The organism is Nocardia sp. 2TAF39, assembly GCF_052114905.1.
GTDB lineage: Bacteria > Actinomycetota > Actinomycetes > Mycobacteriales > Mycobacteriaceae > Nocardia.
In genome coordinates this window covers 60,809-86,917 of sequence record NZ_JBFRFQ010000024.1, presented here as the reverse complement: position 1 = coordinate 86,917, position 26,109 = coordinate 60,809, and the positions used below count along the sequence as shown (strand labels likewise).

Sequence of the window (26,109 nt, the reverse complement as noted above, 5' to 3'; positions counted from 1 at the left end):
GTGCGCCGGATCGGCCACGGACTCAGGACGTCAGCGCGACCGCGGCCTCGGCGGTGTACACCAGGAAGGTCAGGCTCTGCTGGAAGTAGAGCTGGACGGTCTCCGCGTCGTGCGACAGATAGCCGATGGAGAGGTCTTGGCCGATGCGTAGATCGAAGTCGCCGCCGCGGGTGGTGAGCACGACCGCGCCGCTGATGGCGGGCGCCCAGATGATCTCGCCCTCCGGAATCAGGCGTTCGATGTGGGTGCGAATCATGTGCCCATGGTCGGAGGTCTCGCTGACCTCGGTGTACAGGTCGGCGCTCAGCAGCACCGAGTACGGTCCGTCGACACCGGCCAGCCGCAGGGCACTCAGCGCCTGCGCGACGGCCTCCGGCACCAGCCGGGTGTCGGTGGGCAGCGTGATCGGCTGGTTGGACGAACGCGCCCGGACACCGGTGATGGTCGCGGCCGGATAACCCTCGAAGATCGCGCGATCCTCGGCGAACGCGATCTTCTTCGCGGCGTCCTTCACCGGGTCCAGATCGGTATCCTGGGCGCCGCGCTCGACGTTGTCGAGTTCCGCGCGGGAGAGCGTGAACGGTACCCGCAGTTCCACCAGGGGAGCGACTACGCGCTGGCGGGCCAGCACCCCTTCGTCCGGCGCCGCGATCGGCGTGGTGTGGCCGGTGCCGACAGCGGAGTAGTCGGTGCCGTGCGGGCCGGACAGGTCGACGACGCGGCGGCCCGCGATGTGCCGCTTGAAGGTGCGCGTGGCCTCCTCTTCGATGGCCGCCCATGCCTCGGACGTGATCGGTGCCAGTTCGCGATGGAGGTTGTTCATGACCGAGTGCTCCTTTTCAACGTGCCGATACCGAGGGCGCCGTCGCCGGAAACCGCGTCGATGCCGGACAGACCTGCCCCATCGGCGCCGACGGATTCCCCGGATTTCTCCGTTTCCCACGGTGCGGGCGGAAGATCGTCGAGGAAATCGATGGTCGGGGTGAAGAACGAGGTGCCGGTGACGGCGATGGAGAAGTCGAGGATGCGGTCGTAGGCGGCATCTTCGGTGCCGAGGAACATGCGGGTGAGCATACGTTCGGTAACACTCGGGGTGGCCGCGTAGGCGATGTAGTAGGTTCCGAACTCGCCGTCGCGCACGCTGCCGAAGGGCATGTTGCCGCGCAGGATCTGGCGCTCGGTGCCGTCCGGATCAACGAGCGTGTTGACCGCGACGTGCGAGTCGGCGGGTTTGTCCGCATCGGAGAGCTCGAAGTCGTCCAACTTGGTCCGGCCGATCACGCGCTCTTGCTCCTCGACCGACAGCGCGCGCCAGTCCGCAAGCGGGTGCGTGTACTTCTGCACGATGACGTAGCTGCTGCCCGCGAACTCCGGATCCTCGTCGCCGACCAGCGCGGCGGAGACGGCCGCGCGGCCCTCCGGGTTCTCGGTGCCGTCGACGAAGCCGAGCAGGTCGCGCTGCTCGAAGTAGCGGAAGCCCACCGTCTCGTCGACGATTGTCGCCGCGCCGGCGAGCCGGTCGCCGATCGCCATGGCCAGCTCGAAGCAGGCGTCCTGTGTCTCGCCTTTGATGTGGAACAGCAGGTCGCCCGGTGTAGCGGGCGCGGTGTGGTGCTCACCTACGAAGCCGGGGAATTCGTGCAGCTCAGCGGGTTTCGCTCCTGCGAAGAGCCGGTCCCACGCGGCGGAGCCGATCGAGGTGATGCAGGTGAGCCCGGCGCCCGCCAGCCGGAATCCCACAGAGCGGCGCAGGCCGGTGATGTCGGCGAGCAGATCGCGCACCGCCGCTTCGCCGCCTTCGTCGATGGTCGCGACAAGGAAGATCGCGGCCGGTGTGAGCGGTTCGAGGATCGGCTGCGGCTCACCCATGATCGACAGACTAATGCCCTGCCCGTCGGACCGGCGGGCAGGGACGCACCGCGTAGCTGTTACTTCGCCACCGTCAGCAGGAAGGCGACGTCGTCGACGGCCTTGACGCTGTGGCGTGCCTTGGGCACCACGAGCAGGTCGCCCGCCGAGCCCTTCCATTCGTCGGTGCCGCTGATCAGGGTCAGTGTGCCGCTGAGTACCAGCAGGGTGGCATCGCCCGCGTTGTCGTGCTCGGCCAGGCTCTGCCCGGCCGACAGGCCGACCACCGTTTGCCGCAGGGAATGCGTGTGACCGCCATAGATGGTTTGTGAGCTACGTCCGCTCGTAGCGGTGGCAGCCAACTTCAGTTGTTGGCGAGCGACCGCAGTCAGCGATTTTTTGTCCATGGACTGCCTTTCGCAGATCACCAGCCGATGCCGGGCTGGTGGCAACGGCTCGAGGCGGGCGGACGGACCGAGGTCCGGCCACCACATATCGAGGAGTATGCCCGAGACCACCGCTGCGCGGGTTGTGTTTGACCGGCCGGGCCGCAGTCCGGCGTGTTCCACCATGGTCGACACCGCCCGCGATGTGGCATCCGATCAGCCGGATCGCCCGCGAGTGTAGTGGCGGATGCGGAAGCGAAATCCGCTCTTCGAGGTGCGCCAGGGTTCCGGTTCATCCGGCTCCCATTCCGGTCCGATCGGCGGCGCGTAGGCGTCACCCTCGACGGTGGCGTCGATCTCGGTGACGCGCAGATCGGTCGCGAAGTCCATGGCGGCGCGGTAGATCTCGCCGCCACCGGCGACCCACACGGTGGCGGGGGCGCACCGCGTCAGCGCCTCGGGCACCGACGCGGCGCGCTCGGCGCCCTCGGCCGCCCAGTCGGACTGCCTGGTAACCACGATGTTGCGACGACCGGTCAGCGGCCGGAATCTCGGCGGCAGCGAATCCCAGGTCCGTCGGCCCATCACCACGGGATGACCCCAGGTGACGTCCTTGAAGTTCGCCATGTCCTCGGGCACGCGCCAGGGAATGGCGTTCCGGAAACCGATTACCCCACCACGGCTCTGCGCCCAGATCAGTCCGATTGTGCGGGTCACACTGCCACCGGGGCTTTGATGGCCGGATGATGCTGGTAGCCAACCACTTCCACGTCCTCGTAGCGGTAGTCGAACAGCGTCGGCGCGGGCCGCAGCCGTAGCGTCGGGAACGGGTAGGGGTCGCGGCCGAGCTGCTCGGTGACCTGCTCGACGTGGTTGTCGTAGATGTGGCAGTCGCCGCCGGTCCAGATGAAGTCGCCGGGCTCCAGCTCGGTCTGCTGGGCGACCATGTGGGTGAGCAGCGCATAGCTGGCGATATTGAACGGGACGCCGAGAAACAGGTCGGCGCTGCGCTGGTAGAGCTGGCAGGACAGCTTGCCGTCGGCCACGTGGAACTGGAAGAACGCGTGGCAGGGAGCAAGCGCCATCTTGTCCAGCTCGGCCACGTTCCACGCGGAGACGAGGATGCGCCGCGAATCCGGGTTGGTGCGCAGGGTGTGCAGCACCTGGGCGATCTGATCGATATGGGTGCCGTCCGGCGTCGGCCACGATCGCCACTGCACGCCGTATACCGGGCCGAGTTCGCCGTGAGCGTCGGCCCATTCGTCCCAGATGGTGACGCCGTGCTTGTGCAGCCAGCCGACGTTGGAGTCGCCGCGCAGGAACCACAGCAACTCGTAGACGATCGACTTCAGGTGGACTTTCTTCGTGGTGATCAGCGGGAACCCCGCGGCGAGGTCGTAGCGCAGCTGATGGCCGAAGATGCTCCGGGTTCCGGTCCCCGTGCGGTCCGCCTTCTTGGTGCCGGACGTCAACACCAGCCGGAGCAGGTCCTCGTACTGGCTGTCGGGGGTGGAAGCCGGGTGAAGCGAGTCAGGGGCCACGCCTGGCAACTCTAGTCTTCGGCCGACCTGGCAAGCTCGCCCGCATGCGCAAGCTCTACGTGATCGGCATCGGCGCCGGTGATCCCGACCACGTCACCATGCAGGCCGTCAAGGCGATGCGGCGGGTCGAGGCGTTCTTCGTCATCGGCAAGGGCGAGGCCAAGCAGGAGCTGGTCGATGTGCGGACCGCGATCCTGGACGAGCACATGGACCGTCCGTACCGGATCGTGCCGATCGCCGACCCGCCGCGGGATCGCACACCCATCGACTACCAGGGCGTCGTCGAGGATTGGCACGACCGCAGGTCCGCGCTGCTGGAGTCGGCTTTCGCCGAGGTCGAGGGCGTCGGCGGCATTCTGGTGTGGGGTGATCCCGCCCTGTACGACAGCACACTGCGGATGGTCGAGCGGGTGCTCGCGCGCGGCGCGGTGACCTTCGACTATGAGGTGATACCCGGAATCACCAGCGCGCAGATGTTGGCCGCGCGTCATCGCATCGTGCTGCACGGTATCGGTGAACCGGTGCACATCACCACCGGGCGTCGTTTGCGTGCGGAGGGGCTCGGCGCCGAGGGCACGCTGGTGATGTTGGACGGCGACTGTGCGTTTACCGTGATACCCGGCGACGACGTGCACATCTGGTGGGGCGCTTACCTCGGCATGCCCGACGAGACGCTGATCGAAGGCCCGCTGTCCGAGGTGCGGGACGAGATCGTCCGCCGCCGCACCGAACTGCGTGACCGCAAGGGCTGGATCATGGACATCTATCTGCTGCGCCGCCGCGGGTAGGGCACCCGCCGTGTCGAGAACCGGCAGGTTGTCGGTGGGCCTGGGTAATCTGGACCAGTGCCCGAGCTACCGGAAGTGGAGGCGTTGGCGCAGTTCCTGCGGGAACACGCGGTCGGCGCCGTGGTGGGGCGTGTTGATGTGGCCGCGCTGAGCGCGGTCAAGACGTTCGAGCCTCCCGTGACGGCGCTCTCCGGCCGGGATGTCACCGGGGCGGGCCGGTGGGGCAAGTTTCTCGGCATGGAATGTGGTGGGTTGTGGCTCGTCACGCACCTGTCGCGCGGCGGGTGGCTGCGCTGGATCGACGAACCCAGTCAGACGCCGCCGAAGCCGGGTGGCAAGAGCCCGCTCGCGCTGCGGGTGCATTTCTTCACCCCGGAGGGCGCGACGCCGGCCTTCGACCTGACCGAGGCGGGCACGAAGAAGCGTTTGGCGGTGTATGTCGTCGAGGATCCCAAGATGGTGCCCGGCATAGCCCGGCTCGGCCCGGACGCGCTCGAGGTGACCGAAGCGCAGTTCGCCGAGATCCTGCGCGGCACCTCGCAGCGGATCAAGACCGCGATCGTCGACCAGTCGTTGCTGGCGGGAATCGGCAACGCCTACTCCGACGAGATTTTGCACACCGCGCGGATCTCTCCGTTCGCGAATACGAAGACGCTGGGCGCCGACAAGGTCGCCGAGCTCTATTCGGCCACGCGTGACGTACTCACCGACGCGGTGCGGCGGTCGGTCGGCCAGGACGCCGCCCGACTCAAGGGCGAGAAGCGTTCCGGCATGCGGGTACACGCCCGGACCGGGCAGCCGTGCCCGGTCTGCGGCGACAATGTCCGCGAGGTCTCCTACGCCGAACGGTCGTTCCAGTACTGCCCGACCTGTCAGACCGGCGGCAAGGTGCTAGCCGACCGGCGGATGTCGCGGTTGCTGAAGTAGCGGACCGCGTCGATCAGATCAGGGTCGGTACCCGAACACCTTGCCAAGCGAGACGTTTGGCCTTGTCGGGATCGTGTTCCAGCCGAGTGGGGTAATCGATGACCAGGGTGGTCCTGCGGGCCTCGGTATAGGCGGGCCAAGAGGGTAGCGGTGTGCCGGTGCGGGCGAACGCCAGCCAGTTGTCCTGGCACTGGTCGGTGACGGCGAGCAGTCCGCGCCGACCGCCCGCGGCAGTGAGGGCGCGGACGAAGGGTGAGTCCCCGCCGCCGAAGACCGGGATGAGTTCGGTCGCGTGGGTGGCGCCGAGCCCGGCGAGATGTAGTGCACGCGGGGCGAAGTCGTAGCGGTAGGCGTAGGTCGGGGCGTAGCGGCTATGGCCCTCCATCACGGCCACCGAAGGACGCCAGAAGGTGAAGTCGCCGCCGGCTCGCACCGCCGCCTTCGGTCGCGGGTAGTCGGAATACGCTGCGGCGATACGGGATTCGGCGCCATCGCCGGAGTGAGCGAGCGCCGCGCGCAGCCGATCCGGCGTGGTCGGCAGCTCGTCGATGAACCTCGCGAACAGGGTGCCTTCGTCCCGGTTCGTTCCGATGATCAGCGGCACACGGTGGGCGGTGCCCTCGGCGATCGCGTCGGTCGGCGCGCGTGGCAGAAAGTCGCCGTCCACGACCGGACAGACGGGGAACAGGCCGGGCTTTTCCCGCAGCACCCGGTTGAGGGTGCGGTCGACCGCGCGGCGGATGTCGTTTGCGCTCGCGGTGCGCAGCGCGGTGGCCGCGGTGTCCGGCGTAGCACCGAGCGCCTCGACGCAGCGGCGAGCGAAGGAGCGGGCTTCGGCGACCGTCATCGCCCAGTCCGCCGGCGGGCTCTGCGAGATGGCCTGATGGAACAGACCCTTCGCCGCGGGTGTGGCGAGGAGGCCGAGCACGGCGTGCGCACCCGCCGACTCGCCGAAGATCGTCACATTGTCCGGGTCTCCGCCGAAAGCCGTGATGTTGGTGCGTACCCATTCCAGCGCGGCGACCTGGTCGCGCAGCCCGAGATTGGCGTCGAACGGGTGTTCCGGCGTGCCGAATTCGCCGAAGTCGACGTAGCCGAACGCGCCGAGCCGGTAGTTCAGCGACACCACGACTACGTCGCCGCGCACCGCCAGCCGCGCCCCGGAGTACAGCGCCAGCGCGGAGGTGCCGGTCAGATAGCCGCCGCCATGGATGAAGACCAGCACCGGACGCGGGGTCGCGGCGGAGGTCGCGGGCGCGGTGACATTCAGTGTCAGCGCGTCCTCGCTGGTCGGCTGGTAGGTGCGCGGTCCGAGCCGCGATCCGGAGCGGTGCTGCATCGCGGCGGAGGTGAACGCGGTGGCCTCCCGAACACCGGACCACGGCTCGACCGGCTGCGGAGCGCGAAACCGCAGGTCCCCCACCGGAGGGGCCGCGTAGGGAATGGAGCGCCAGCGTGCTACACGGCGGCCGCGGCGACCCCGGACGACTCCGTCGGCGGTCGTGATGTCTGTCATCCACCGATGGTAGCTACCCGCGCCGCGCTTCCAACAGGCGCAACCAGAACTCGCTCACGGCGGGGAAAGCCGGCACCGCGTGCCATAGCGTCGCCAGTGGTACCCGGCCCACCACCGCGATGGTCGCCGCGTGCAGCTGCTCACCGACGTCAGGGCCGACGAACGTGGCGCCGAGCAGGGTGTCGGTGGCGCTGTCGAGCACCAGCTTCGCGTGGCCTGCGTAGTCGTCGCGTGCCAGGGACGATCCGGCCACCGCGATGTCGAGGTCCACGGTCTCCACCGCATGGCCCGCGTTCCTGGCCGCGGCCTCGGTCAGCCCGATGGAGGCGACCTCGGGTGCGGTGAACACCACCTGCGGCACTCGGCCGTGGTCGGAACTCGCGACGAACCTCCCGTCGTCCAGCGGTTTGCCTTCGGCTCGCGCCCCGATCACGTCGCCGCACACCCTGGCCTGGTACTTGCCCATATGCGTGAGTGCCGCGCGATGGTTCACGTCGCCGATCGCATACAGCCAGTCGCCCTCGACGCCACGCACGGTGAGATGGTCGTCCACCGCCACGTAACCGTCGGGCAGGCCGACCGCCGCAAGGCCCAGCCGTTCGGTGGCGGGTGCGCGTCCGGCCGCCACCACGATCTCGTCCACGTCGATCTCCGACTCGCCCTGCGGGCCACGCAACCGGACGGTGGCCGGACCGCCGTGGATCCACCCCTCGCCGGTGTCCTTGGCCGCAGGGCGCTCGACGGCGCTCGGCGCTGTCCCGAACCGCACCCGCACGCCCGCCTCGGTCAGCGCCGCCGCCACCCGTTCGCCCGCGAACGGCTCGGCCGAGGCCAGCAGGGCCGAGCCGCGCACGAGCAGCGTGACCTCGGCGCCGAGTGCGGCCAGCCAGGTCGCCGCCTCGGAGGCCACCACGCCGCCGCCGACGACGGCGACCCGGCGCGGGACCTCGTGCAGGTTGGTGACGTCGCGGGAGATCCACGGCAGCGCGCTGCGCAGGCCGGGCACGTCGGGGACATTGGCGGTGGTGCCGGTGGCCAGCACCACGGCATGCCTGGCGCGCAGCTGCCGCCCGTCGACCTCGACGAGGCGCTCCCCGGCCAGGCGGCCGGTGCCGCGCACGACCTCGATGCGGTTGTGCTTCGCCCAGTCGACCTGAGTGGAGTCGTCGTGGTCGTGGACGAACGCGTCGCGTCGGCGCAACACGGCCGCGACATCGAGTCCGGCGGCGGAGACGCCCGGCATCGACCGTGCGCCCGCCAGCACGTGGCCCGGCCGCAGGAGCGCCTTGCTCGGAATGCAGGCCCAGTAGGAACATTCGCCGCCGACGAGTTCGCGCTCGACGATGGCCGCCGTGCGGTCGCTTCCCGCGATGGCGTACGCGGCGGCGTTCTCGCCTGCGGGCCCTCCACCGATCACGATGACGTCGTATTCGATGGGTGTGCTCGACATGGCGGCCGCTACTGCAGGTAGCCCTCGACCTGCGACACGGAATTGGCTTGCACGCCGTCCGCGGCCTCGCCCAAGTCGACCCGGGCCCTGCGATGCCGCAGCAGGTCCCATGCCTGATCCAGCATCACCTCGAGTTCGGCGAGGCGCTGCCGTTCGGTCTTCGGATCCAGCTGACCGCGAGTGGCCTGCGAGCGCAGCTGGTGCTCCTGGTCGACCAGTTCCTTGATGCGCGCCAAGATGTCCTGTTCGCTCATGCGGACCATGCTACGGGCCGAGCGAGGCACTCGGCGGCGATCGGGACGGCGGCAACCAGCTCCGACCAGGACAGTGCGGTGTAGCCGAGCGCGACACCGAAGTGGTCGCGGCGTGGCCCCAGGTGATGCCTGGCCAGGCCGTCGAGCGCGATGCCGCGCGCCTGTCCCGCGGCGACGGCGCGCTCCTCGCTCTCCGCTGAATCCACCAGGACGACGACATGGGAACCGGCGTCGTCGCCGACGACCCCGAGCCCGCGGCGGCGCAGCTCGGTCACGATCAGTGCGCGGCGTGGCGGCAGCGCGCGGCGCAATCTGCGCAGGTGCCTGGCCAGATCGCCATGCGCGGCGAAGGCCGCGAGCACGCGCTGGCCCGCAGGGCTCGGGCCGGTGCCGGTGCGCTCACGATGGGCGAGCACCGCCGCCGCGATCTCCGGTGCGGCCAGCAGCCACCCGACGCCGAGGCTCGGGGACAGGATCTTGCTCGTCGTGCCGAGATGGACGACGACATCCGGAGCCATGGTGGCGAGCAGCGGCAGCGGCGCGGTGTCGTAGCGCAATTCGCCGTCGTAGTCGTCTTCGATGACGAAGATCCCGGATCGTCTGGCGTGCTCGACCAGATCGACCCGGCGAGCCGCGGGCATCCGCGCGCCGAGTGGAAACTGGTGTGCCGGTGTGCAATACACGGCCTTTGCCTCGGCAGGCAGCAGATCGACCCGTAGGCCATGTGCATCCACCGGAACCGGAAGGACGCGAACGCCCGCCGCGGCGAACGCCCCCACCGCCCGCTGGTAGCCAGGGTCCTCCATTGCGACAGCAGCACCGGGACGCAGCAGGGCGGCGGCCAGTTCGCCAACGGCGGAACTGGTTCCGGCGGTGGCGAGCAGCACCGTGTCGCTGCCCGCGCCGAGACCGCGGTGGCGCAGCAGGTGTTCGGTGACCGCCGTGTGGAATTCCGCTTCGCCCGCGCGGTCTTTGCGCACCAGCGGGGAATGGTCGGCGGCGGCGCGCCAGGCACGGCGCCACGCGGCCGGATCGATGGTCTCGGTGCACGGGGCGCCGGGGCCCAGGTCGAACAGATGCCGCTCGGCGTCCGTGCCACCTGGTTCGACGGCGCGCACGGGCATGGCGGCCGGTGCGGTGGTCAGGTAGGTGCCGGAGCCGCGCTTGCCGCTGATCCAGCCCTCCGCGTGCAGCTGGTCGTAGGCGGCGGCCACTACGGTGCGGCTCACGCCGAGCCGACCGGCCAGCGCGCGGGACGACGGCAGCCGGTCGCCGCTGTGCAGCAGGCCGGTGGTCGCCGCATGCCGCAGCCCGTCGGCGACCTGGACGGACAGTGGTTCCGGCCGATCGCGATCCAGGTCGAGGGGCAGTTCGTCCAGCATCGGGCACCTCCGCAAAGTGGACTCTCAATATTTCGCCGGATTGGTACTTCAATAATGCCACTTGCGAACCGATGCTGGGAATATGACCGAACCAGCCAGCTCCCGGACTCCACTCTCCCCGACGCCGCGCAGCACACCGACCCGGTTGACCGATCGCGCACGGACCGATCGGGCCGACCTGGACGCCGTGCTCGACGCCGGGCTGATCTGCCACCTCGGTGTGCTGCTCGATGGCACGCCGGTGGTGCTGCCGACCGCCTACGGACGCGACGGCGACACGCTCTATCTGCACGGCTCGACCGGCGCCGGGAACCTGCGCGCGGCGGTCGCGAATGACATCTCGGTGGCGGTAACCCTGGTCGACGGCGTCATCTACGCGCGTTCGGCAATGCACTTCTCGATGAACTACCGCTCCGCGGTGGTGCTCGGCCGCGCGGTGGAAGTGACCGATCCCGCGGAGCGGCTGCACGGGCTCCGGATGGTTGTCGAACACGCCGCACCGGGTGCCTGGTCGCGGGTCCGGCCACCGAACAAGAAGGAACTCGCCGCGACGATGGTGCTCGCCCTCGATCTCACCGAGGCGTCGGTGAAGATCCGCACGGGCGGCCCCAAGGACGACGCGGCCGATATCGAGGTGGGCGAGGTGTGGGCCGGCGTGCTTCCGGTGCGCCAGGTGTGGGACGAGCCGATCGACTCCGACGATCTCGCGCCCGGCGTCGCCGTCCCGGACGACGTCCTCCAGCGCGCCGCGCCGGGCTTGGTCCCGGTGCGCTGACCGGTGGGCCCGGCCTGGTGATCGGTCCTCGGCTCGTCAGCGACCGACGACTGGCGTGTGGCGCACGGGTATGGAGCCGGCCGGAAGATTCAGGGGAGGATCGAGTCGATATAGCCGCCGTCGACCCGTAAGGCGCCCCCTGTCGTCGCCGAGGCGAACTCAGAGCTCAGGTAGACGATCATCGCGGCGATCTCGGTCGGTTCGATCAGACGCTGGATCAGCGAGTGCGGACGATATTCCGTCATGAACTGGCGCTGTGCCTGATCCCACGGCAATTCCTCGCCCCCCAACTCGCGTCCAGGGTCGCTTCAAAACACGAATTGGGTGCCGTAGCCGGTCGTTTGCGCAGTGCCGTTGGTTGCGTCGACGCGGACGGTGACGAACGGTATGGCCGAGACCTGTGAGAGGCATAAGCTGACATTCAGAGGGGTATTGGTGTGGGCGAAGGTGTAGGGGAACGTCGCGTCCTTGTCCAGGTCCGCCGCGCCGATCACTTCCGCGGTCACACTGCCTGGGGCGAGACTTACTCCGATCTCGCCGACGAGGCCTGCGCCGACACCGACGCTGGGCGCCACACCGACGCCGACGCCGACGCCGACGCTCGGCGGAGCGTCTATCGCCAGATCGAGGCCGAAATCAAGGGCGAAGAAGGGCGTGATCGAGGCGTTGATGCCGACAGCCGGGGCGATAGCTACCCCGATGCCATAAGTGCTCACGGCGCAGCCGATCAGATACCCGACGGCGATCTTCCCGCCACGCAGCGACGAAACTCCGTCGAGGAGGACCGAAAAGTCTCCGGATACCTTGACCGCGTGCGTGAGCGGTATTCCGAATGGGGTATCGCCGCCGGCGGATACGGCATTGTTCGAATCCACTGACGCGATCAGGTGCATTCCGCGTGAGTTGATCTCCCCTGGCTCCGCACCGGCCGCGGTATCGCCAACGACGCCAGCGCCTGCGGCCACCATCACCGCCGTGATCACGGCCAGGGCACGCGAATACTTGCGGTTCATCGCGCTCCAGTCGAGCAGTCGTCGAAACGGAACTTGGCAAATGAACTCGCACACCAACCATCGGCCGGATTCTGTCCGGCGTGTGCGGACGGAGACTCTATCGGTCGGTGCAGCTCAGTGGCGGTAATCGTGCCGCGACGGCGAGTTGCCGACGCGACCGGGACACGGTGCTCGAAGGCATCGCGTCGATCACTGAGATCGGCTTGCGAACCGCCGGACTTCGCACTGAGATCCGGAGAGCTATGATCGTGCCCCGCAACGACTTCCAGTATTTCCGCGACCGTCGGCCAACCTCCAGGCGGAGTCGCGGCAATGACTGTCACCACGCCCAGGAACACCACTTGCCGTGGTACGCCGACGAGGTAACCGTCGACCTGGCCGACACCGGCTCTCTGCGCCGCGTATCGAACGAGCGCCGGTTTTCTGGACCCGTGATGCTCGGCGGGCCGCTTCAGAACACGAATTGGGCGCCGTAGCCGGTCGTTTGCGCAGTGCCGTTGGTGGCGTCGGCGCGGACGGTGACGAATGGGATGGCCGAGGCTTGTGGGAGGCATGAGCTGACATTCAGAGGGGTATTGGTGTGCGCGAAGGTGTAGGGGAACGTCGCATCCTTGTCCAGGTCTGCCTCGCCGATCACGGCCGCGGTCACACTGCCTGGGGCCAGAGTTACCTGCAGAGCCAAGGCGGCGCCCGCGTTGACACCGACGCTGGGCGACACACCGACGCTGGTGCCGATGCTGATACTGGGCGGAGCGTCTATTGCCAGATTGATGGAGGAATCGAGGCCGAAGAAGGGCGTGATCGAGGCGTTGATGCCGGCAGACGGGGCGATACCTATCGTGATGCCGTTGGAGAGATCCACGGCGCAGCCGATCAGATAACCGACGGCGATCTTCCCGCTGCGCAGCGACGAAACTCCGTCCAGCAGGACCGAAAAGTCTCCGGACACCTTGACCGCGTGCGTGAGCGGTATTCCGAAGGGGGTATCACCGCCGGCGGATACGGCATTGTTCGAATCCACCGACGCGATCAGGTGCAATCCGCGTGAGTTGATCTCCCCTGGCTCCGCACCGGCCGCGGTATCGCCGACGACGCCAGCGCCTGCGGCCACCATCACCGCCGTGATCACGGCCAGGGCACGCGAATGCTTGCGGTTCATCACGCTCCAGTCGAGTGGTCGTCGAAACGGAACTTCACGAACGGACTCGCGCACCGACCATCGTCGCGGATCCCGCCCGGCGGGTGTGGACTGGGACTCTACCGGTCGCTGCAGCTCAGCGGTGGTAATCGTGCCGCGACGGCGAGTTGCCGACGCGACCGGGACTCCGTGCTCGTAGGCATCGCGTCGATCACTGAGGTCGGCTTGAGACCGGGCGGTTCGACAACGACGATGGGCCCGGGCGATGAGCTCACCATGCGTGCGTCCGCAGGCCCGCGGAGGTCGCCGTGCTCGACGCCAGCTCGCGGAGCGCGGCGCCGGATTCGATGCGCGCGGGGTCCAGGCTGACCAGGCTCAGCACATAGTCGTCGCCGATGCGACACAGGTAGCCCGAGAGCCGGGTGCGAGGCAGTCGTGTGGCGGTGAGGCCGGGGTGGATGGCGCGGGCGGCGACCCCGGTGCAGCGGTGCGGGCCGAGCGTGCGCAAGGAGGCGGGCAGCGTTCCGATGTTCGAGCACAGGATGTCTCGTTCGCCCGCGCCCTTGGACAGTGCGTAGGCCAAGCGGTCGGGGAGCACCTGGAGCAGTTCCTCGGGCATGCCGCCCGGCGCGGACATGCGTCGCTCGTAGGCCGAACGAGCCGATATGCGGATCGTCGCGGGGGTGTCTGCTCGGCCGATCTCGATCTGCGTCATGGCGAGGTCGTTGTCGACGCGGGGTTCGTTGCGGGTGTCGACGGGCAGACTGGCTTCGATCGTCTCGTTCGGAAACCCACTGTCCCACAGCATGGTCGCGACGAGATGGATGAACAGGCTGTTGGCCGTGCCGCCGCTCGTCGCGGCAGCGCGATCCCACTCGGCGGCGGAGCACTGCAGGATCGCACTGGGCGTCATCGTCCCGCCGATGGTGCACGGCTGTTCGTCTCGGGCCTGGGCGGCGGGCCTGCGCGGTACCCCGTGACGCAGCGCCGCGGCGGTGCCGCGCAGAACGATCGCCCACTGGCGCCGGGCGTCGGACCAATCCGAGTCCAGCACAGCGGAATTCGGTCGCTGAACACGGGTGCCGCCCAGCGCGTCGTCTACGGCGAGCGCGAGCGCACGCCCGTCGGCCAGCGCATGGGAGCACGTAAGGGAGACGACCGAACCGCCGTCGTCCAACGTGGCCGTCGAAAGCCGCCATCCGGGACCGTATTCCGGATCGAGCTCGTCGCCCTGCGCGTCGGCCCAGTCGAGTAGTTCCGCGACCGGCAGGACGCCATCGGCGCGAGCGATCGGAAGCGCGCGGAGGTTCGGTTGCCAGGATCGGCGAGCTCCCGCCACCCGCGGCCGGATCACCCTGCGTCCCAACGGCCCCGACCGCAAGGCGTCGTGGACTCGTGCCAGCAGTGCCGGGTCCACCTGGTCGGCCGTGCGCCACAGGCCTTGTAGCGCGACCGGAGTGCCCAGCCCGCGGTGGGTGCGGAGGAATATCTCGTCGACGACGGTCAGGTGGCCCATCGGGCTCAGGCGCGACCGCCGTGCCGGCCCGCACCGTCCGCGAATCGCTGCGCCCCCTCCAGCGCGCCGTCGGCCAGCGCCGTCAGGCCGTGCCGGAGCTCGTTGCGCAGCGCTGTCTCCTCGGTCATCCCGTCCTGTTCGAGCAGCGACAGGCGGTCCGAACGCAGGCAGGTCTGCGGCAGCGTGGCCAGTTCGGCGGCGAGTTCTTCCGCGGCACTGCGGGCTTCGCCGGTGGGCACCACGCGGTTCACCAGTCCCATCTGCAGCGCCTCGTCGGCACCGACCGGACGTCCGGTGAGCACCATGTCCATGGCGCGGCCGGTGCCGACGATACGCGGCAGCCGGATGGTGCCACCGTCGATCAGCGGGACGCCCCAGCGGCGGCAGAACACGCCGAAGGTGCTGTCCTGCTCGGCGACGCGCAGGTCGCACCACAGCGCGAGCTCGAGCCCGCCCGCCACCGCGAACCCGGAGACCGCTGCGATCACCGGTTTGGACAGTCGCATGCGGGTCGGTCCCATCGGGCCGTCGCCGTCCTCGGTGACCTGGTTGGAGCGCTCGGTGCCCAGTCCCTTCAAGTCGGCGCCCGCGCAGAAGGTACCGCCGTCGCCCCACAGCACGGCGACGGCCGCGTCGGGGTCGGCGTCGAACGTGCGGAAGGCGTCGGCCAGCGCGGCGGCGGTCGGTCCGTCGACCGCATTGCGTGCCTCGGGACGGTGCAGGATCACGGTGGTCACGGGCCCGTTGCGTTGGATCAGTACGGTCACGTGCTCGACCATACGTCGTAAAAGCACCCTTGTGTGAAGAAATGAATTCATGGTTCACTTCTTGTGTGGCCTACCGGAGAACTCCCGCCGTGCAGGCCCGCCTGGACGCGCAGGCGGGGCTGATCGTGCACGCCGCAACCAAGGTGCTGTCCCGAGGCGGGTACGCGGCGCTCTCCATGGCGGCGGTCGCGGCCGAAGCGGGTGTTGCCACCGGGACTGTTTACAAGAATTTCGACAGCAAGGCCGAGCTGGTGAGGGCGGTCTTCCGCAAGGTGGTCGGCGGTGAGGTGGCCGCAGTGGCCGAGGTCGGTGCGCGCGGAACGGCCGTCGAGCGGGTGACCGCGGCGGTGGAGACCTTCGCCGGTCGCGCGTTGAAGAATCCGAAGCTGGCCTACGTGCTGCTCGCCGAACCGGTCGACGCCGTTGTCGACAGCGAACGGCTGACCTTCCGGCGCGCATTCGCCGAGGCATTCGAATCCGCTGTGGCCGACGGGGTTTCGCAAGGTGAATTGCCGCCCCAGGACCCGAGGATCAGCGCGGCCGCCCTCGTCGGCGCGATCGGCGAGGTGCTGGTCGGCCCGCTCGCCGACGCGCCGCACGGGGAATCCGTCGTCCCCGAACTCATCGCTTTCGCGACACGCGCGCTGGGTGTGCGCGCCGACCCGGGCGCCGGCGGCGCTCGGCTGGAATCAGGAGTGGCAGATGCAGACGCATGAAGTCTTCAACCAGGTGCCCGACATCGTTCCCTTCGACGTCTCGCGAAACCCGGCGCTGATCGAGGGACTGCACCGGGAAGGTGCGGGCTGGGCGGAACCGGAGGTCCGGGAACTCGGCGCGCTCGCGGGCGGCGCCGAGGCACAGGAGTGGGGCAGGCTGGCCAACGAGTACCCGCCGGTGCTGCGCACCCATGATCGCTACGGCTACCGGATCGACGAGGTCGAGTTCCATCCGCACTGGCACGACCTGATGCGAGTCGCCGTCCAACACGGCCTGCACGCCTCACCCTGGCTGGACGGACGGCCGGGCACCCATGTCGCGCGCGCGGCGAAGTTCTACACCTGGGGCGTCGCCGATGCGGGCCACACGTGCCCGATCTCGATGACCTACGCGGTGGTGCCCGCGCTGCGGCACAACCCGGAGCTCGCGGCGAAATACGAACCGCTGCTCGGCTCCCGGATCTACGAGTTCGGCCTGCGTGAGCCGTCCACCAAAGCCGGGCTCATCGCGGGCATGTCGATGACCGAGAAGCAGGGCGGCTCGGACGTCCGCGCCAACACCACCACCGCGACCCCGGGGCCGGACGGCACGTACCGCATCGTCGGCCACAAGTGGTTCACCTCCGCGCCCATGTCGGACATGTTCCTCACGCTGGCGCAGGCACCCGGCGGTCTGTCCTGTTTCCTGCTGCCCCGGGTGCTGCCGGACGGCAGTCGCAATCCCCTCCGTATCCAGCGGCTCAAGGACAAGCTCGGCAACAAGTCCAACGCTTCTTCGGAGATCGAATACGAGAACGCCACCGGCTGGCTGGTCGGCGCGGAGGGCGCCGGTGTCAAGACCATCATCGAGATGGTGAACATGACCAGGCTGGACTGCGTGATCGGCTCGGCAACCGGCATGCGGGTCGGCGCGGTGTACGCCGTGCACCATGCCAGGCACCGGGAAGCGTTCGGCGCCAAGCTGATCGATCATCCCGCCATGCGCAACGTGCTGGCCGACCTGGTGATCGAATCGGACGCCGCGACCACCGTGATGATGCGGCTGGCCGGGGCCACCGACCGGGCCACACAGGACCCGGCCGAGGCGGCGCTGCGGCGAATCGCGTTGGCTGTCACCAAATACTGGGTGTGCAAGCGGGCGCCCGCGCACGCCGCCGAAGCGCTGGAATGCCTCGGCGGCAACGGATATGCCGAGGAGTCCGGGATGCCGCGGCTGTACCGCGAGGCGCCGCTGATGTCCATCTGGGAAGGCTCCGGCAACGTCGCGGCGCTGGATGCCCTGCGCGCCATGGGCCGTCAGCCCGAGACCGTCGAGGCGTACTTCAACGAGGTGTCCCTAGCGAAGGGTGAGCACGCGCGCCTGGACGACGCGATCGCCCGGATCGGCAAGGAACTGTCCGACCTGAGCGACATCCAATATCGCGCACGGCGCATCGTCGAGCTGATGGCGCTGGTGCTGCAGGGTGCGCAGCTGGTCCGGCACGGCCACCCGGCCGTCGCCGACGCCTTCTGCGCCACTCGGCTCGGCGACGATTGGGGCATCGCGTTCGGCACACTGCCCACCGGGGTGGACACCGGCGCCATCATCGAGCGCGCATTCGTCTGATCCGGCCGGTCGCTCGGGCGGCCGAGTGGGTGTGCGCCATCGAGTGTTTGTCTGATGCGGCATCGCTCGGGTGGGGCCCGTGCCGTACCCGTGCGGTGTCGAGTGGGTTTTTGCCTGATGCGGCAGGTCGATTGGTTGGTAGGTCGCGTACTCGTGGGGTGTCGAGCGTCCGTCCGACCGGATCGGTCGCTCAGGCGGTCGGCGGGTCGAGCACTCGTTCGACCAGCGCGGTGTCGCAGTGCTCGACCACTTCTTTCAGCTTCTCGCGGTGGTGATCGAACCCGATGCCCCGCAGGTCGGCATCGACATCGAACCACTGCTGGACGATCCGCTGCTCGTCGCACTCGCGCCCACGCACCCCCTCGCGGGCGTTACCAGCGCCACACCCGAGATGCTGCGCGACCAACGCTGGATCGCCGGTAGCCAGGAGCCCGACGCCACCCTGCTCGGCGCTTGGCGTGATCCCGAATGGGAACCGGACATCGCGTTCGTCGCTCGGGACTGGTTCGCCAAGCTCGGACTGGTGTCGGCGGGTCTCGGCATCACGGTGGTCCCCGGCATCGCCGTCCCGGTCCTGCCCCCGACCGTCGCCCTGCTACGCATCGACCACCCGGCCGCGGTACGCAGAACAGCCATCGCGCACCGTGGCGAGTCCCCGTTGCGCCAATCCTTCACCGAAGCCCTGCGCGACCGCGCCGCCGAACTCTCCGCCCAGGTACGCCACCGACTCCGCTGATGAGCGGCACAGCAGCGAGTGGCTTCTCGGCCGCGTTCTGCCGCAGCCATGTCCCACTCGACGGGAAGTGGTTGTAGGGTGGCGGCGGTGGCCGGGGAGTTTGTCGAGAGACCGATGGTTTGGCTTGCGCGGCGGGTGCTTGACAGCGCAGGGGACAGCCGATACCTGGTAGGGATCGCGGGTCCGCCGGGGGCGGGTAAGTCGACGTTGGCGGGCTTACTGCGGAACGCGATCGACGCCGAGGCGGGGGCCGCCGTCGCCGAGATCGCGCCCATGGACGGCTATCACCTGCCCAACGACGTGTTGCGTGCCGCTGGAAGCCTTGCGCGCAAAGGGGAACCGGACACTTTTGACGTCGCGGGCTACGTCGCGGGGCTGCGACGGTTGCGGACCACACGGCTCGGCAAGCCGGTCGCCTGGCCGACGTTCGACCGGGCGATCGATGCGCCGGTACCTGGCGGTGTGGTGTTCGACCGGCAGTCCGTCGCGCTCACCGAAGGCAACTACCTGCTGCTGGATGATTTCGCGGGCCGGACGTGGTCGACGGTACGCACATTGCTCGACGAATGCTGGTACCTGGACGCGTCGCGGAAGCTGATCGAGGATCGCCTGCTCCGCAGGCACATTCGTGGTGGCCGCACATTCGAGGCAGCGGAAACGAAGGTGCGTGAAAGTGATTTGCGCAATGCGGACCTGATCGCGACCACCAGGGCCCGCGCCGACCTGATACTGCGCGAGCACGCGGGGCGCTACGCGGTCGCCGAGCGCTGACCGGTCTCCATCTCACATCAGCGGCTGGAGCAGGCGCGGCTGAAGTTACGTGCCGCCGATCGGGTGGAGTAGCAGTGCCGTGGAAGCCGTGCGTCGCCGGTCGGGCAGAGTACTGGGTGCCGTGCAAGCCGTGTGGCACGGGCGTGCCGCCCAGCAGGAAGCCGAGAGCTACCGGTCAGGCGAAGTCGCGGGCGCTACTCCGCCGACCGAGGTCAGCGGTTTGCGCGGTACCAGCGGATGAGTGCGTCGGTAGACGAGTCGTCCTGCGGCGCCGGGTCTTCCGTCGCGGTGAGCTGCGGAGCGAGGGCGAGCGCCTGCTGCTTGCCGAGTTCCACGCCCCACTGGTCGAAGCTGTCGATGCCCCAGATCGCGCCTTCGACGAAGACCTGGTGCTCGTAGAGGGCGATGAGCTGCCCGACGGCCGACGGGGTGAGCTGCGGCGCGAGAATGGTCGTCGTCGGACGGTTGCCCGGCATCACCTTGTGCGGCACCACCTTCGGGTCGGTGCCTTCCGCGGCGATCTCCTCGGCCGTCTTTCCGAACGCGAGTACCTTGGTCTGCGCGAACAGGTTGCTCATCAGGATGTCGTGCATGCTGCCGGTGCCGTCGCGGGTCGTCAGATCGTCGGTGGGACGGGCGAATCCGATGAAGTCGGCCGGGATGAGGCGGGTGCCCTGGTGCAGCAGCTGGTAGAAGGCGTGCTGGCCGTTGGTTCCCGGTTCACCCCAGAAGATCTCGCCGGTCGTCGCGGCGACGGGGGTGCCGTCGGCGCGCACCGACTTGCCGTTGGATTCCATGGTCAGCTGCTGCAGGTAGGCGGGGAAGCGGGCCAGGTCGTTCGAATACGGCAGCACAGCACGGGATTCCGCGCCGAAGAAGTTCGAGTACCAGACACCGAGCAGGCCGAGTAGCACCGGCGCGTTCGCCTCCAGCGGTGCCGACGCGAAATGCCGGTCCACAGCGTGCATTCCGGCGAGAAACTCCGCGAAGCGCTCCTTGCCGATGGTCGCCATCACCGAAAGGCCGATGGCCGAGTCCACCGAGTAGCGGCCGCCGACCCAGTCCCAGAAGCCGAACATGTTCGCGGTGTCGATGCCGAACTCCGCCACCCGCTCGGTGTTGGTGGAGACCGCGACGAAGTGTTTGGCGACGGCGTCCTCGCCGAGTGCCGCGACCAGCCAGCGCCGGGCCGCGGTCGCGTTGGTCAACGTCTCCAGCGTGGAGAAGGTCTTGGAGGCCACGATGAACAGCGTTGTCGCCTGGTCGAGCCCGTCGAGCTTCGCAACCAGGTCGGCGGGGTCGACGTTCGAGACGAACCGTGCGCCGATGCCTGCGTCGGCGTAGTGCCGCAGCGCCTGGTGCACCATCACCGGCCCCAGATCCGAACCGCCGATGCCGATGTTGACCACCGTCGCGATGCGCTCGCCGGTCGCGCCCCGCCACTCGCCGGAGCGCAGCGCGTCGGTGAAATCGCCCATCCGCCGCAGCACGTCGTGCACCTCGGCGCCCGCGTCGGCGCCGTCGATGGTCACGGTCTCGCCTTCCGGCAGCCGCAGTGCGACGTGGCCGACCGCTCGGTCCTCGGAGGTGTTGATGTGGTCGCCGCGGTACATCGCGTCCCTGCGCTCGGGCACGCCCGCCTCGCGCGCCAATTCGACGAGCAGGTGCAGGGTCTCCCTCGTCACCCTGTGCTTGCTGTAGTCGATGTGCAGGTCCCCCACCTGGACGGTCAGCTCGCTTCCACGGGCGGGATCGTCGGCGAAGAACTCCCTGAGGTGTCGTCCGGCGACGGCGCCGTGGTGATCGTGCAGTTTCCGCCATGCCGCCGTCGCGGTGATGTCGCTGCTCACGTCCGCCGAGGTTACAAGCAGGCTCCGCTGTGTGCACGGAAATGTTCGCTGAGCGGGCGGCGATAGAGCGCGACGCTGTGTGCTGCCGTGCTGTTCGACGGCGGTGCCGTGCGAAGCCGAGCAGGCCACGAATCCCGGGCGCGCCGAGATTCGGGCGCCGACCGTGCGATCAACAGTGTGCGCACGAGGAGCGGCATAGGCTGGCCTCATGGTGTCCGAACGTGAAGTTCTCGAATCCGTACCGACGCAACTGTGGATCGGCGGGCCGGTCGACGCCACCGGCGCAGGCACCTTTCCGGTGCACAATCCAGCGACCGGGGAGGTGCTGACGCAGGTCGCTGACGCGACACCGGAGGACGCCGTGCGCGCTTTGGACGCGGCGGTCGCGGTGCAGGCCGAGTGGGCGGCCACGCCCGCGCGGGAGCGGGCGGAGATCCTGCGGAAGGTGTTCGAGCAGATCACCGTGCGCGCGGAGGAGTTCGCACTGCTGATGACCCTGGAGATGGGCAAGGCGCTGCCGGAGAGCCGCAACGAGGTGCGCTACGGTGCCGAGTTCTTCCGGTGGTTCAGCGAGGAGGCCGTGCGCGTGCACGGGCGCTACCTGCACGCACCGTCCGGCAGCGGCCGCATCATGGTGCACAAGCAGCCGGTGGGCCCGTGCCTGGCGATCACACCGTGGAATTTCCCGCTGGCCATGGGGACGCGCAAGATCGGCCCCGCGCTGGCCGCGGGCTGCACGATGATCGTCAAGCCCGCGTCGGCCACGCCGCTGACCATGCTTCTGCTGGCAAAGCTGTGCGGCGCGGCCGGTCTGCCCGACGGCGTGCTGTCGGTGATCACATCCAGCCGGTCGAGCGCGGTGACCCAGCCGCTGCTGAACGATCCCCGGCTGCGCAAACTGACCTTCACCGGCTCCACCGAGGTCGGCAAGAAACTGGTGGAGAAGTCGGCGAACGGACTGCTGCGCACCTCCATGGAGCTCGGCGGCAACGCTCCGTTCGTGGTGTTCGACGACGCCGACGTCGATGCCGCCGTGCAGGGCGCGATGCTGGCGAAGCTGCGCAACGGCGGCGAGGCGTGTACCGCGGCCAACCGCTTCCACGTGCAGAACGGTGTCCTCGAGGAGTTCACCACCAAGTTCGTCGAGGCGATGTCCAGCAGCGTGACCGTCGGTCCTGGCTACGACCCGGACACGACGCTCGGCCCGCTGATCAACGAGGACCAGCTCAATACGGTCAGCGAGTTGGTCGACGACGCCGTCGCGGCAGGCGCCCGGGTGCGCATCGGCGGCAAGGCGCTCGGCGGGCCCGGCTGGTTCTACCCGGCCACCATCCTCAGCGACGTCCCCGCGCAGGCCAGGATCCTGCGCGAGGAGGTGTTCGGTCCGGTCGCCCCGATCATCGGCTTCGAGACCGAGGAGGAGGGTCTCGCGGCCGCGAACGACACCGAATTCGGCCTGGTCAGCTACGTCTACACCCGCGATCTCGACCGAGCTCTCCGGATCGCCGAGGGCCTGGAATCCGGCATGGTAGGCGTCAACCGCGGTGTCATCTCCGACCCCGCCGCCCCCTTCGGCGGTGTCAAGGAGTCCGGCTTCGGCCGGGAGGGCGGGACCGAGGGAATCGAGGAGTATCTGTCCACCAAGTACATCGCCCTCACCTGAGCGCAGCCGCCCGGTGGCGCAATCGAACGGCGCGCCACCCCGGGCGGGAGCTCAGCCCGATCACAGGCTGCGGACATGAAACGACCGCCCCGGGGTCTGCGCACTCGGGGCGGTCTTGGGGGTGCGACGGTCCTGCGATCGCCGCGTGGTTCTGTGGGCGTGCTCGACGGCTGAGAACAGGTGCCCGCGGATCAGTGGCCGAGGCGGCCGCGTCCGAGACGAAGCAGCAGCATCGCGAGGGTGTGGCCTTCCTGGCCGAGTTCACTGAAGCGCTCCAGCACCTTCATCTCCCGGCTGTGCACGAGGCGCGTCCCGCCGGACGCCATGCGAGTCCGGCCGATGATCCGGGAGATCTCCGTGCGGCGCTTGATGGCGGCGAGGATCTCGGCGTCGAGGCGGTCGATCTCCTTGCGGAGTTTGTCGATCTCGGCCTCGGTTTGCGGCAGCGCGGATTCCGACCCGGTCGTCGTCGCAGGGGTACTCATCATTCATCTCCTCGTGTCAGAACATCGATCGGCGCGTGCGCTCGGCTTGTTACCGATCAGTTCTTTCACCGTGAAACAGACCTGGTGGGACCTTGTATTGTCCCCCCACCAAGGTGTGCTCAGGTACAGGCTCCGCGATCACGATTTACCGGCGGGTGGCCGGACGGGATGTATCGCGAGAGGGTAGAACATTCGGCCAGTCTGCCACGGGGTGGGAGGTCTGCAAAACGATTGCGTTTGTGAGCTTCCTGATAAGCCCAGGTCGGTTCACCCGAGTTTCCCAACAGTGGGAGCTCGCCCCGTTCGCCGCCCGATCCTGGAGGACATCGAGCCCGGGGCTTCATGTTTGTCGGTGCCCGCCGGTAGCGTGGATGGACGATGGACATCACGGTGGCTCCCACAACGCATGCCGGTCGGGTCGGGCACCCGGATCCGACTTCGAATCCGCAGATCGTCGGCGCAAACGCCGAGGAGGGGGTGTGGCGCGCCGTCGTCCAGCCGCCGCCGTCGGACCCCGAGCGCGAACAGCAGCGCATCGAGCGGGAGCAGCGCCGTGCCGAGGAGGCCGAACGACTGCTCGACGGACTCAACCCGCAGCAACGCGCGGCGGTCGTGCACACCGGATCGCCCCTGCTGATCGTGGCGGGCGCGGGGTCAGGCAAGACGGCCGTGCTCACCCGTCGCATCGCCTACCTGCTTGCCGCCCGTGGGGTGACCCCTGGCCAGGTGCTCGCCATCACCTTCACCAACAAGGCTGCCGCGGAGATGCGGGAGCGCGTGATCGGACTGGTCGGCCCGCGCGCGAACAACATGTGGGTGTCCACCTTCCACTCCAGTTGTGTTCGCCTCCTGCGTATGCAGGCCGCGCTCCTGCCCGGCCTGAATTCGAATTTCTCCATCTACGATGCCGACGATTCGCGGCGACTGCTCACCATGATCAGCCGCGACCTGGACATCGACACCAAGAAATACTCGGCACGGCTGTTGGCGACCGCGATCTCGAATCTGAAGAACGAGCTCGTCGGCCCGGTCCAGGCCACAACGGACGCCGAGTCGGACGATGCGGAACTGCCCGGCTTGGTGGCCAGGGTCTATACCGAGTATCAGCGTCGGCTGCGCACGGCGAACGCCATGGACTTCGACGACCTCATCGGCGAGACGGTGGCGCTGCTGCAGAACCATCCGCAGGTCGCCGAGTACTACCGCCGCCGGTTCCGGCACGTGCTGGTGGACGAGTACCAGGACACCAACCACGCGCAGTACATCCTGGTGCGCGAGCTGGTCGGGCACCATCCGGCGGATGAGGGCGCGGACCGGTTGCCGCCCAGCGAACTATGCGTTGTCGGCGACGCGGACCAGTCCATCTACGCCTTCCGTGGGGCGACCATCCGCAACATCGAGGAGTTCGAGCGTGACTTCCCCGACGCGGAAACCATTCTGCTGGAACAGAACTACCGCTCCACCCAGCACATTCTGTCCGCCGCCAACGCGGTGATCTCGCGCAACGAGAACCGGCGCGACAAGAAGCTGTGGACCGATTCCGGCGAGGGTGACCTGATCACCGGCTACGTCGCAGACAACGAGCACGACGAGGCATCGTTCGTGGCACGCGAGATCGACCGGCTGGTCGACCAGGGCGACGCCAACTACGGCGACGTAGCGGTGTTCTATCGCACCAACAACAACTCCCGCGCGCTGGAAGAGATCTTCATCCGGATGGGGCTGCCGTACAAGGTAGTCGGCGGTGTGCGCTTCTACGAGCGCAAGGAGGTGCGCGACATCGTCGCCTACCTGCGGGTGCTGGAGAACCCGGACGACGCGGTGAGCATGCGCCGCATCCTGAACACCCCCCGCCGCGGCATCGGTGATCGGGCCGAAGCCTGCGTCGCGGTGCACGCCGAACAGCGCGGGATCGGTTTCGCAGCCGCCCTGCGCGACGCCGGCGACGGCAAGGTAGCGCTGCTGAACACGCGAGCGCAGCGCGCCATCGCGGGCTTCCTCGAGCTGCTCGACGAGATCCGGACAGCGGGCGAACGCGCGGAATCCGACTTCCCGGACGTGGGCAATGTCGTCGAGGCGGTGCTGGAGCGCACCGGCTACCGTGCCGAGCTGGAGGCCTCGGATGACCCGCAGGACGGTGCCCGGCTGGACAACCTCAACGAATTGGTCAGCGTCGCAAGGGAATTCAGCTCGGAGGCGCACAACAACGCGGATGCTGCCCGGCAGGAAGGTCTGCTGCCGGAAGTGGGCGAGGGCGAGCCGGACCCCGGTTCGCTCGCCGCGTTCCTGGAACGGGTGTCGCTGGTTGCCGACACCGACCAGATTCCGGACGAGGGCTCCGGCGTCGTCACGATGATGACGCTGCACACGGCCAAGGGGCTGGAATTCCCCGTGGTGTTCGTGACCGGGTGGGAGGACGGGCAGTTCCCGCACATGCGTGCGCTCGGCGACCCCACCGAGCTGGCCGAGGAACGCCGTCTCGCCTATGTCGGCATCACCAGGGCAAGGCGGCGCCTGTATCTCACCCGTGCGGTGGTCCGTTCCGGCTGGGGGCAGCCGGTCTCCAATCCGGAATCGCGCTTCCTGCAAGAAATTCCGGGACATCTCGTCGACTGGCGACGGCTGGAGCCCGCCGGGTCGCCCGCGTCCAGGGGTATTCGGCGGCGCGGTGGCGATGACGACGGGTTGGAGCGGGACTGGACTCGTGGCGACGGCTGGTCGGAGCCGCGTCCCGGGGTGCGCGACCGTGGCCCGCGCAGGCCCGCACCCGGCGGCTCGACACGAAACAACACCACTCTGGTGCTCGCGGTAGGCGATCGGGTCAGCGACGACAAGTACGGTCTCGGTCGCGTGATTGCCGCCGAGGGCTTCGGGCCGCTGGCCACCGTGACCATCGACTTCGGTACCGCGGGCAAGATCCGGCTGATCCCGCAGTACAGCCGGACTCTCGTCAAGCTCTGAGCGTTCGGACGGGCAATCGG

The 26,109-nt window shown here is 68.6% G+C and carries 24 protein-coding genes and 1 pseudogene; 9 read left to right on the top strand and 16 right to left on the bottom strand.

Going from position 1 to position 26,109, the window contains the following annotated elements; all coding sequences use genetic code 11:
- Nucleotides 1–22 precede the first annotated feature (22 nt).
- The 5 genes from AB4Z47_RS17280 to AB4Z47_RS17260 form a co-directional block, all read right to left on the bottom strand.
- Nucleotides 23–823: a family 1 encapsulin nanocompartment shell protein gene (locus AB4Z47_RS17280; protein ID WP_441951918.1), complete on the bottom strand. Its 801-nt coding sequence runs from the start codon at nt 821–823 to the stop codon at nt 23–25.
- Entirely contained in the window at nt 820–1,869 is a 1,050-nt protein-coding gene (locus tag AB4Z47_RS17275; RefSeq protein ID WP_441951916.1) for a Dyp-type peroxidase, read from the bottom strand. The genes AB4Z47_RS17280 and AB4Z47_RS17275 overlap by 4 nt, the downstream gene beginning before the upstream one ends.
- 59 nt (nt 1,870–1,928) lie before the next feature.
- Nucleotides 1,929–2,255: a cupin domain-containing protein gene (locus tag AB4Z47_RS17270; protein WP_327110265.1), complete on the bottom strand. Its 327-nt coding sequence runs from the start codon at nt 2,253–2,255 to the stop codon at nt 1,929–1,931.
- Nucleotides 2,256–2,450: 195 nt separating this feature from the next.
- Nucleotides 2,451–2,951: a dihydrofolate reductase gene (locus AB4Z47_RS17265; RefSeq protein ID WP_441951914.1), complete on the bottom strand. Its 501-nt coding sequence runs from the start codon at nt 2,949–2,951 to the stop codon at nt 2,451–2,453.
- The gene (locus AB4Z47_RS17260; protein ID WP_441951912.1) at nt 2,948–3,775 is read right to left on the bottom strand and encodes a thymidylate synthase; all 828 of its coding nucleotides are present in this window, start codon (nt 3,773–3,775) and stop codon (nt 2,948–2,950) included. Before AB4Z47_RS17260 ends, AB4Z47_RS17265 begins: the two co-directional genes overlap by 4 nt.
- 44 nt (nt 3,776–3,819) lie before the next feature.
- Between AB4Z47_RS17260 and cobF the strand changes: the two genes are divergently transcribed.
- Nucleotides 3,820–4,563 carry a precorrin-6A synthase (deacetylating) gene (gene cobF, locus AB4Z47_RS17255; protein WP_441951911.1) on the top strand — a complete coding sequence of 248 codons (744 nt, stop codon included), beginning with the start codon at nt 3,820–3,822 and terminating at the stop codon, nt 4,561–4,563.
- A 57-nt stretch (nt 4,564–4,620) separates the two neighbouring features.
- Nucleotides 4,621–5,490: an Fpg/Nei family DNA glycosylase gene (locus AB4Z47_RS17250; protein WP_441951909.1), complete on the top strand. Its 870-nt coding sequence runs from the start codon at nt 4,621–4,623 to the stop codon at nt 5,488–5,490.
- Nucleotides 5,491–5,503: 13 nt separating this feature from the next.
- Here the strand turns inward: AB4Z47_RS17250 and AB4Z47_RS17245 are convergent, their stop codons facing one another.
- The 4 genes from AB4Z47_RS17245 to pdxR are packed head-to-tail and all read right to left on the bottom strand — an operon-like array spanning nt 5,504 to nt 10,092.
- Complete coding sequence (locus AB4Z47_RS17245) at nt 5,504–7,006, bottom strand: carboxylesterase/lipase family protein (protein WP_441951908.1); 1,503 nt, start codon at nt 7,004–7,006, stop codon at nt 5,504–5,506.
- 13 nt (nt 7,007–7,019) lie between these two features.
- On the bottom strand, nt 7,020–8,456 hold the full coding sequence (locus tag AB4Z47_RS17240) for a dihydrolipoyl dehydrogenase family protein (RefSeq protein WP_441951906.1): 1,437 nt from the start codon (nt 8,454–8,456) through the stop codon (nt 7,020–7,022).
- Nucleotides 8,457–8,464: 8 nt separating this feature from the next.
- Nucleotides 8,465–8,710 carry a DUF2630 family protein gene (locus AB4Z47_RS17235; protein WP_441951904.1) on the bottom strand — a complete coding sequence of 82 codons (246 nt, stop codon included), beginning with the start codon at nt 8,708–8,710 and terminating at the stop codon, nt 8,465–8,467.
- Nucleotides 8,707–10,092 (bottom strand): MocR-like pyridoxine biosynthesis transcription factor PdxR, encoded by a 1,386-nt coding sequence (gene pdxR, locus AB4Z47_RS17230; protein ID WP_441951902.1) that lies wholly within the window; start codon nt 10,090–10,092, stop codon nt 8,707–8,709. Before pdxR ends, AB4Z47_RS17235 begins: the two co-directional genes overlap by 4 nt.
- 82 nt (nt 10,093–10,174) lie before the next feature.
- Here pdxR and AB4Z47_RS17225 point away from each other — a divergent pair, with 82 nt between their 5' ends.
- Complete coding sequence (locus tag AB4Z47_RS17225; protein WP_441951900.1) at nt 10,175–10,867, top strand: pyridoxamine 5'-phosphate oxidase family protein; 693 nt, start codon at nt 10,175–10,177, stop codon at nt 10,865–10,867.
- A gap of 89 nt (nt 10,868–10,956) precedes the next feature.
- On the opposite strand, the pseudogene AB4Z47_RS17220 reads toward AB4Z47_RS17225, so the two are convergent.
- The 5 genes and pseudogenes from AB4Z47_RS17220 to AB4Z47_RS17200 all read right to left on the bottom strand — a co-directional run.
- Nucleotides 10,957–11,148 (bottom strand): annotated as a pseudogene (locus tag AB4Z47_RS17220) (SDR family oxidoreductase); the annotation flags it as partial.
- A 27-nt stretch (nt 11,149–11,175) separates the two neighbouring features.
- The gene (locus tag AB4Z47_RS17215) at nt 11,176–11,880 is read right to left on the bottom strand and encodes an MspA family porin (RefSeq protein ID WP_441951899.1); all 705 of its coding nucleotides are present in this window, start codon (nt 11,878–11,880) and stop codon (nt 11,176–11,178) included.
- 451 nt (nt 11,881–12,331) lie between these two features.
- Nucleotides 12,332–13,039, bottom strand: a complete 708-nt coding sequence (locus AB4Z47_RS17210) for an MspA family porin (protein WP_441951897.1) — start codon at nt 13,037–13,039, stop codon at nt 12,332–12,334.
- A gap of 250 nt (nt 13,040–13,289) precedes the next feature.
- Entirely contained in the window at nt 13,290–14,534 is a 1,245-nt protein-coding gene (locus AB4Z47_RS17205) for a hypothetical protein (RefSeq protein ID WP_441951896.1), read from the bottom strand.
- 5 nt (nt 14,535–14,539) lie between these two features.
- Nucleotides 14,540–15,313 carry a crotonase/enoyl-CoA hydratase family protein gene (locus tag AB4Z47_RS17200; protein ID WP_441951894.1) on the bottom strand — a complete coding sequence of 258 codons (774 nt, stop codon included), beginning with the start codon at nt 15,311–15,313 and terminating at the stop codon, nt 14,540–14,542.
- 53 nt (nt 15,314–15,366) lie between these two features.
- On the opposite strand from AB4Z47_RS17200, the gene AB4Z47_RS17195 reads away from it, so the two are divergent.
- The 4 genes from AB4Z47_RS17195 (at nt 15,367) to AB4Z47_RS17180 (ending at nt 19,130) form a co-directional block, all read left to right on the top strand.
- On the top strand, nt 15,367–16,017 hold the full coding sequence (locus tag AB4Z47_RS17195) for a TetR/AcrR family transcriptional regulator (protein WP_441951892.1): 651 nt from the start codon (nt 15,367–15,369) through the stop codon (nt 16,015–16,017).
- On the top strand, nt 16,004–17,623 hold the full coding sequence (locus AB4Z47_RS17190; protein ID WP_441951891.1) for an acyl-CoA dehydrogenase family protein: 1,620 nt from the start codon (nt 16,004–16,006) through the stop codon (nt 17,621–17,623). Before AB4Z47_RS17195 ends, AB4Z47_RS17190 begins: the two co-directional genes overlap by 14 nt.
- Before the next feature lie 238 nt (nt 17,624–17,861).
- Entirely contained in the window at nt 17,862–18,359 is a 498-nt protein-coding gene (locus tag AB4Z47_RS17185) for a LysR substrate-binding domain-containing protein (protein WP_441951889.1), read from the top strand.
- Nucleotides 18,360–18,473: 114 nt separating this feature from the next.
- The gene (locus AB4Z47_RS17180) at nt 18,474–19,130 is read left to right on the top strand and encodes a nucleoside/nucleotide kinase family protein (RefSeq protein WP_441951888.1); all 657 of its coding nucleotides are present in this window, start codon (nt 18,474–18,476) and stop codon (nt 19,128–19,130) included.
- Between the two features lie 212 nt (nt 19,131–19,342).
- On the opposite strand, the gene pgi is transcribed toward AB4Z47_RS17180, so the two are convergent.
- Complete coding sequence (pgi, locus tag AB4Z47_RS17175) at nt 19,343–20,980, bottom strand: glucose-6-phosphate isomerase (protein ID WP_441951887.1); 1,638 nt, start codon at nt 20,978–20,980, stop codon at nt 19,343–19,345.
- A 208-nt stretch (nt 20,981–21,188) separates the two neighbouring features.
- Here pgi and AB4Z47_RS17170 point away from each other — a divergent pair, with 208 nt between their 5' ends.
- Complete coding sequence (locus AB4Z47_RS17170) at nt 21,189–22,643, top strand: NAD-dependent succinate-semialdehyde dehydrogenase (protein ID WP_441951886.1); 1,455 nt, start codon at nt 21,189–21,191, stop codon at nt 22,641–22,643.
- Between the two features lie 191 nt (nt 22,644–22,834).
- Here AB4Z47_RS17170 and AB4Z47_RS17165 read toward each other — a convergent pair whose 3' ends face one another.
- Nucleotides 22,835–23,128 (bottom strand): chorismate mutase, encoded by a 294-nt coding sequence (locus AB4Z47_RS17165; protein WP_441951885.1) that lies wholly within the window; start codon nt 23,126–23,128, stop codon nt 22,835–22,837.
- 378 nt (nt 23,129–23,506) lie between these two features.
- Here AB4Z47_RS17165 and pcrA point away from each other — a divergent pair, with 378 nt between their 5' ends.
- A complete protein-coding gene (gene pcrA / locus AB4Z47_RS17160; protein ID WP_441951883.1) occupies nt 23,507–26,089 on the top strand; it encodes a DNA helicase PcrA in 2,583 nt (860 codons plus the stop codon).
- The last annotated feature ends 20 nt before the right edge of the window (nt 26,090–26,109 follow it).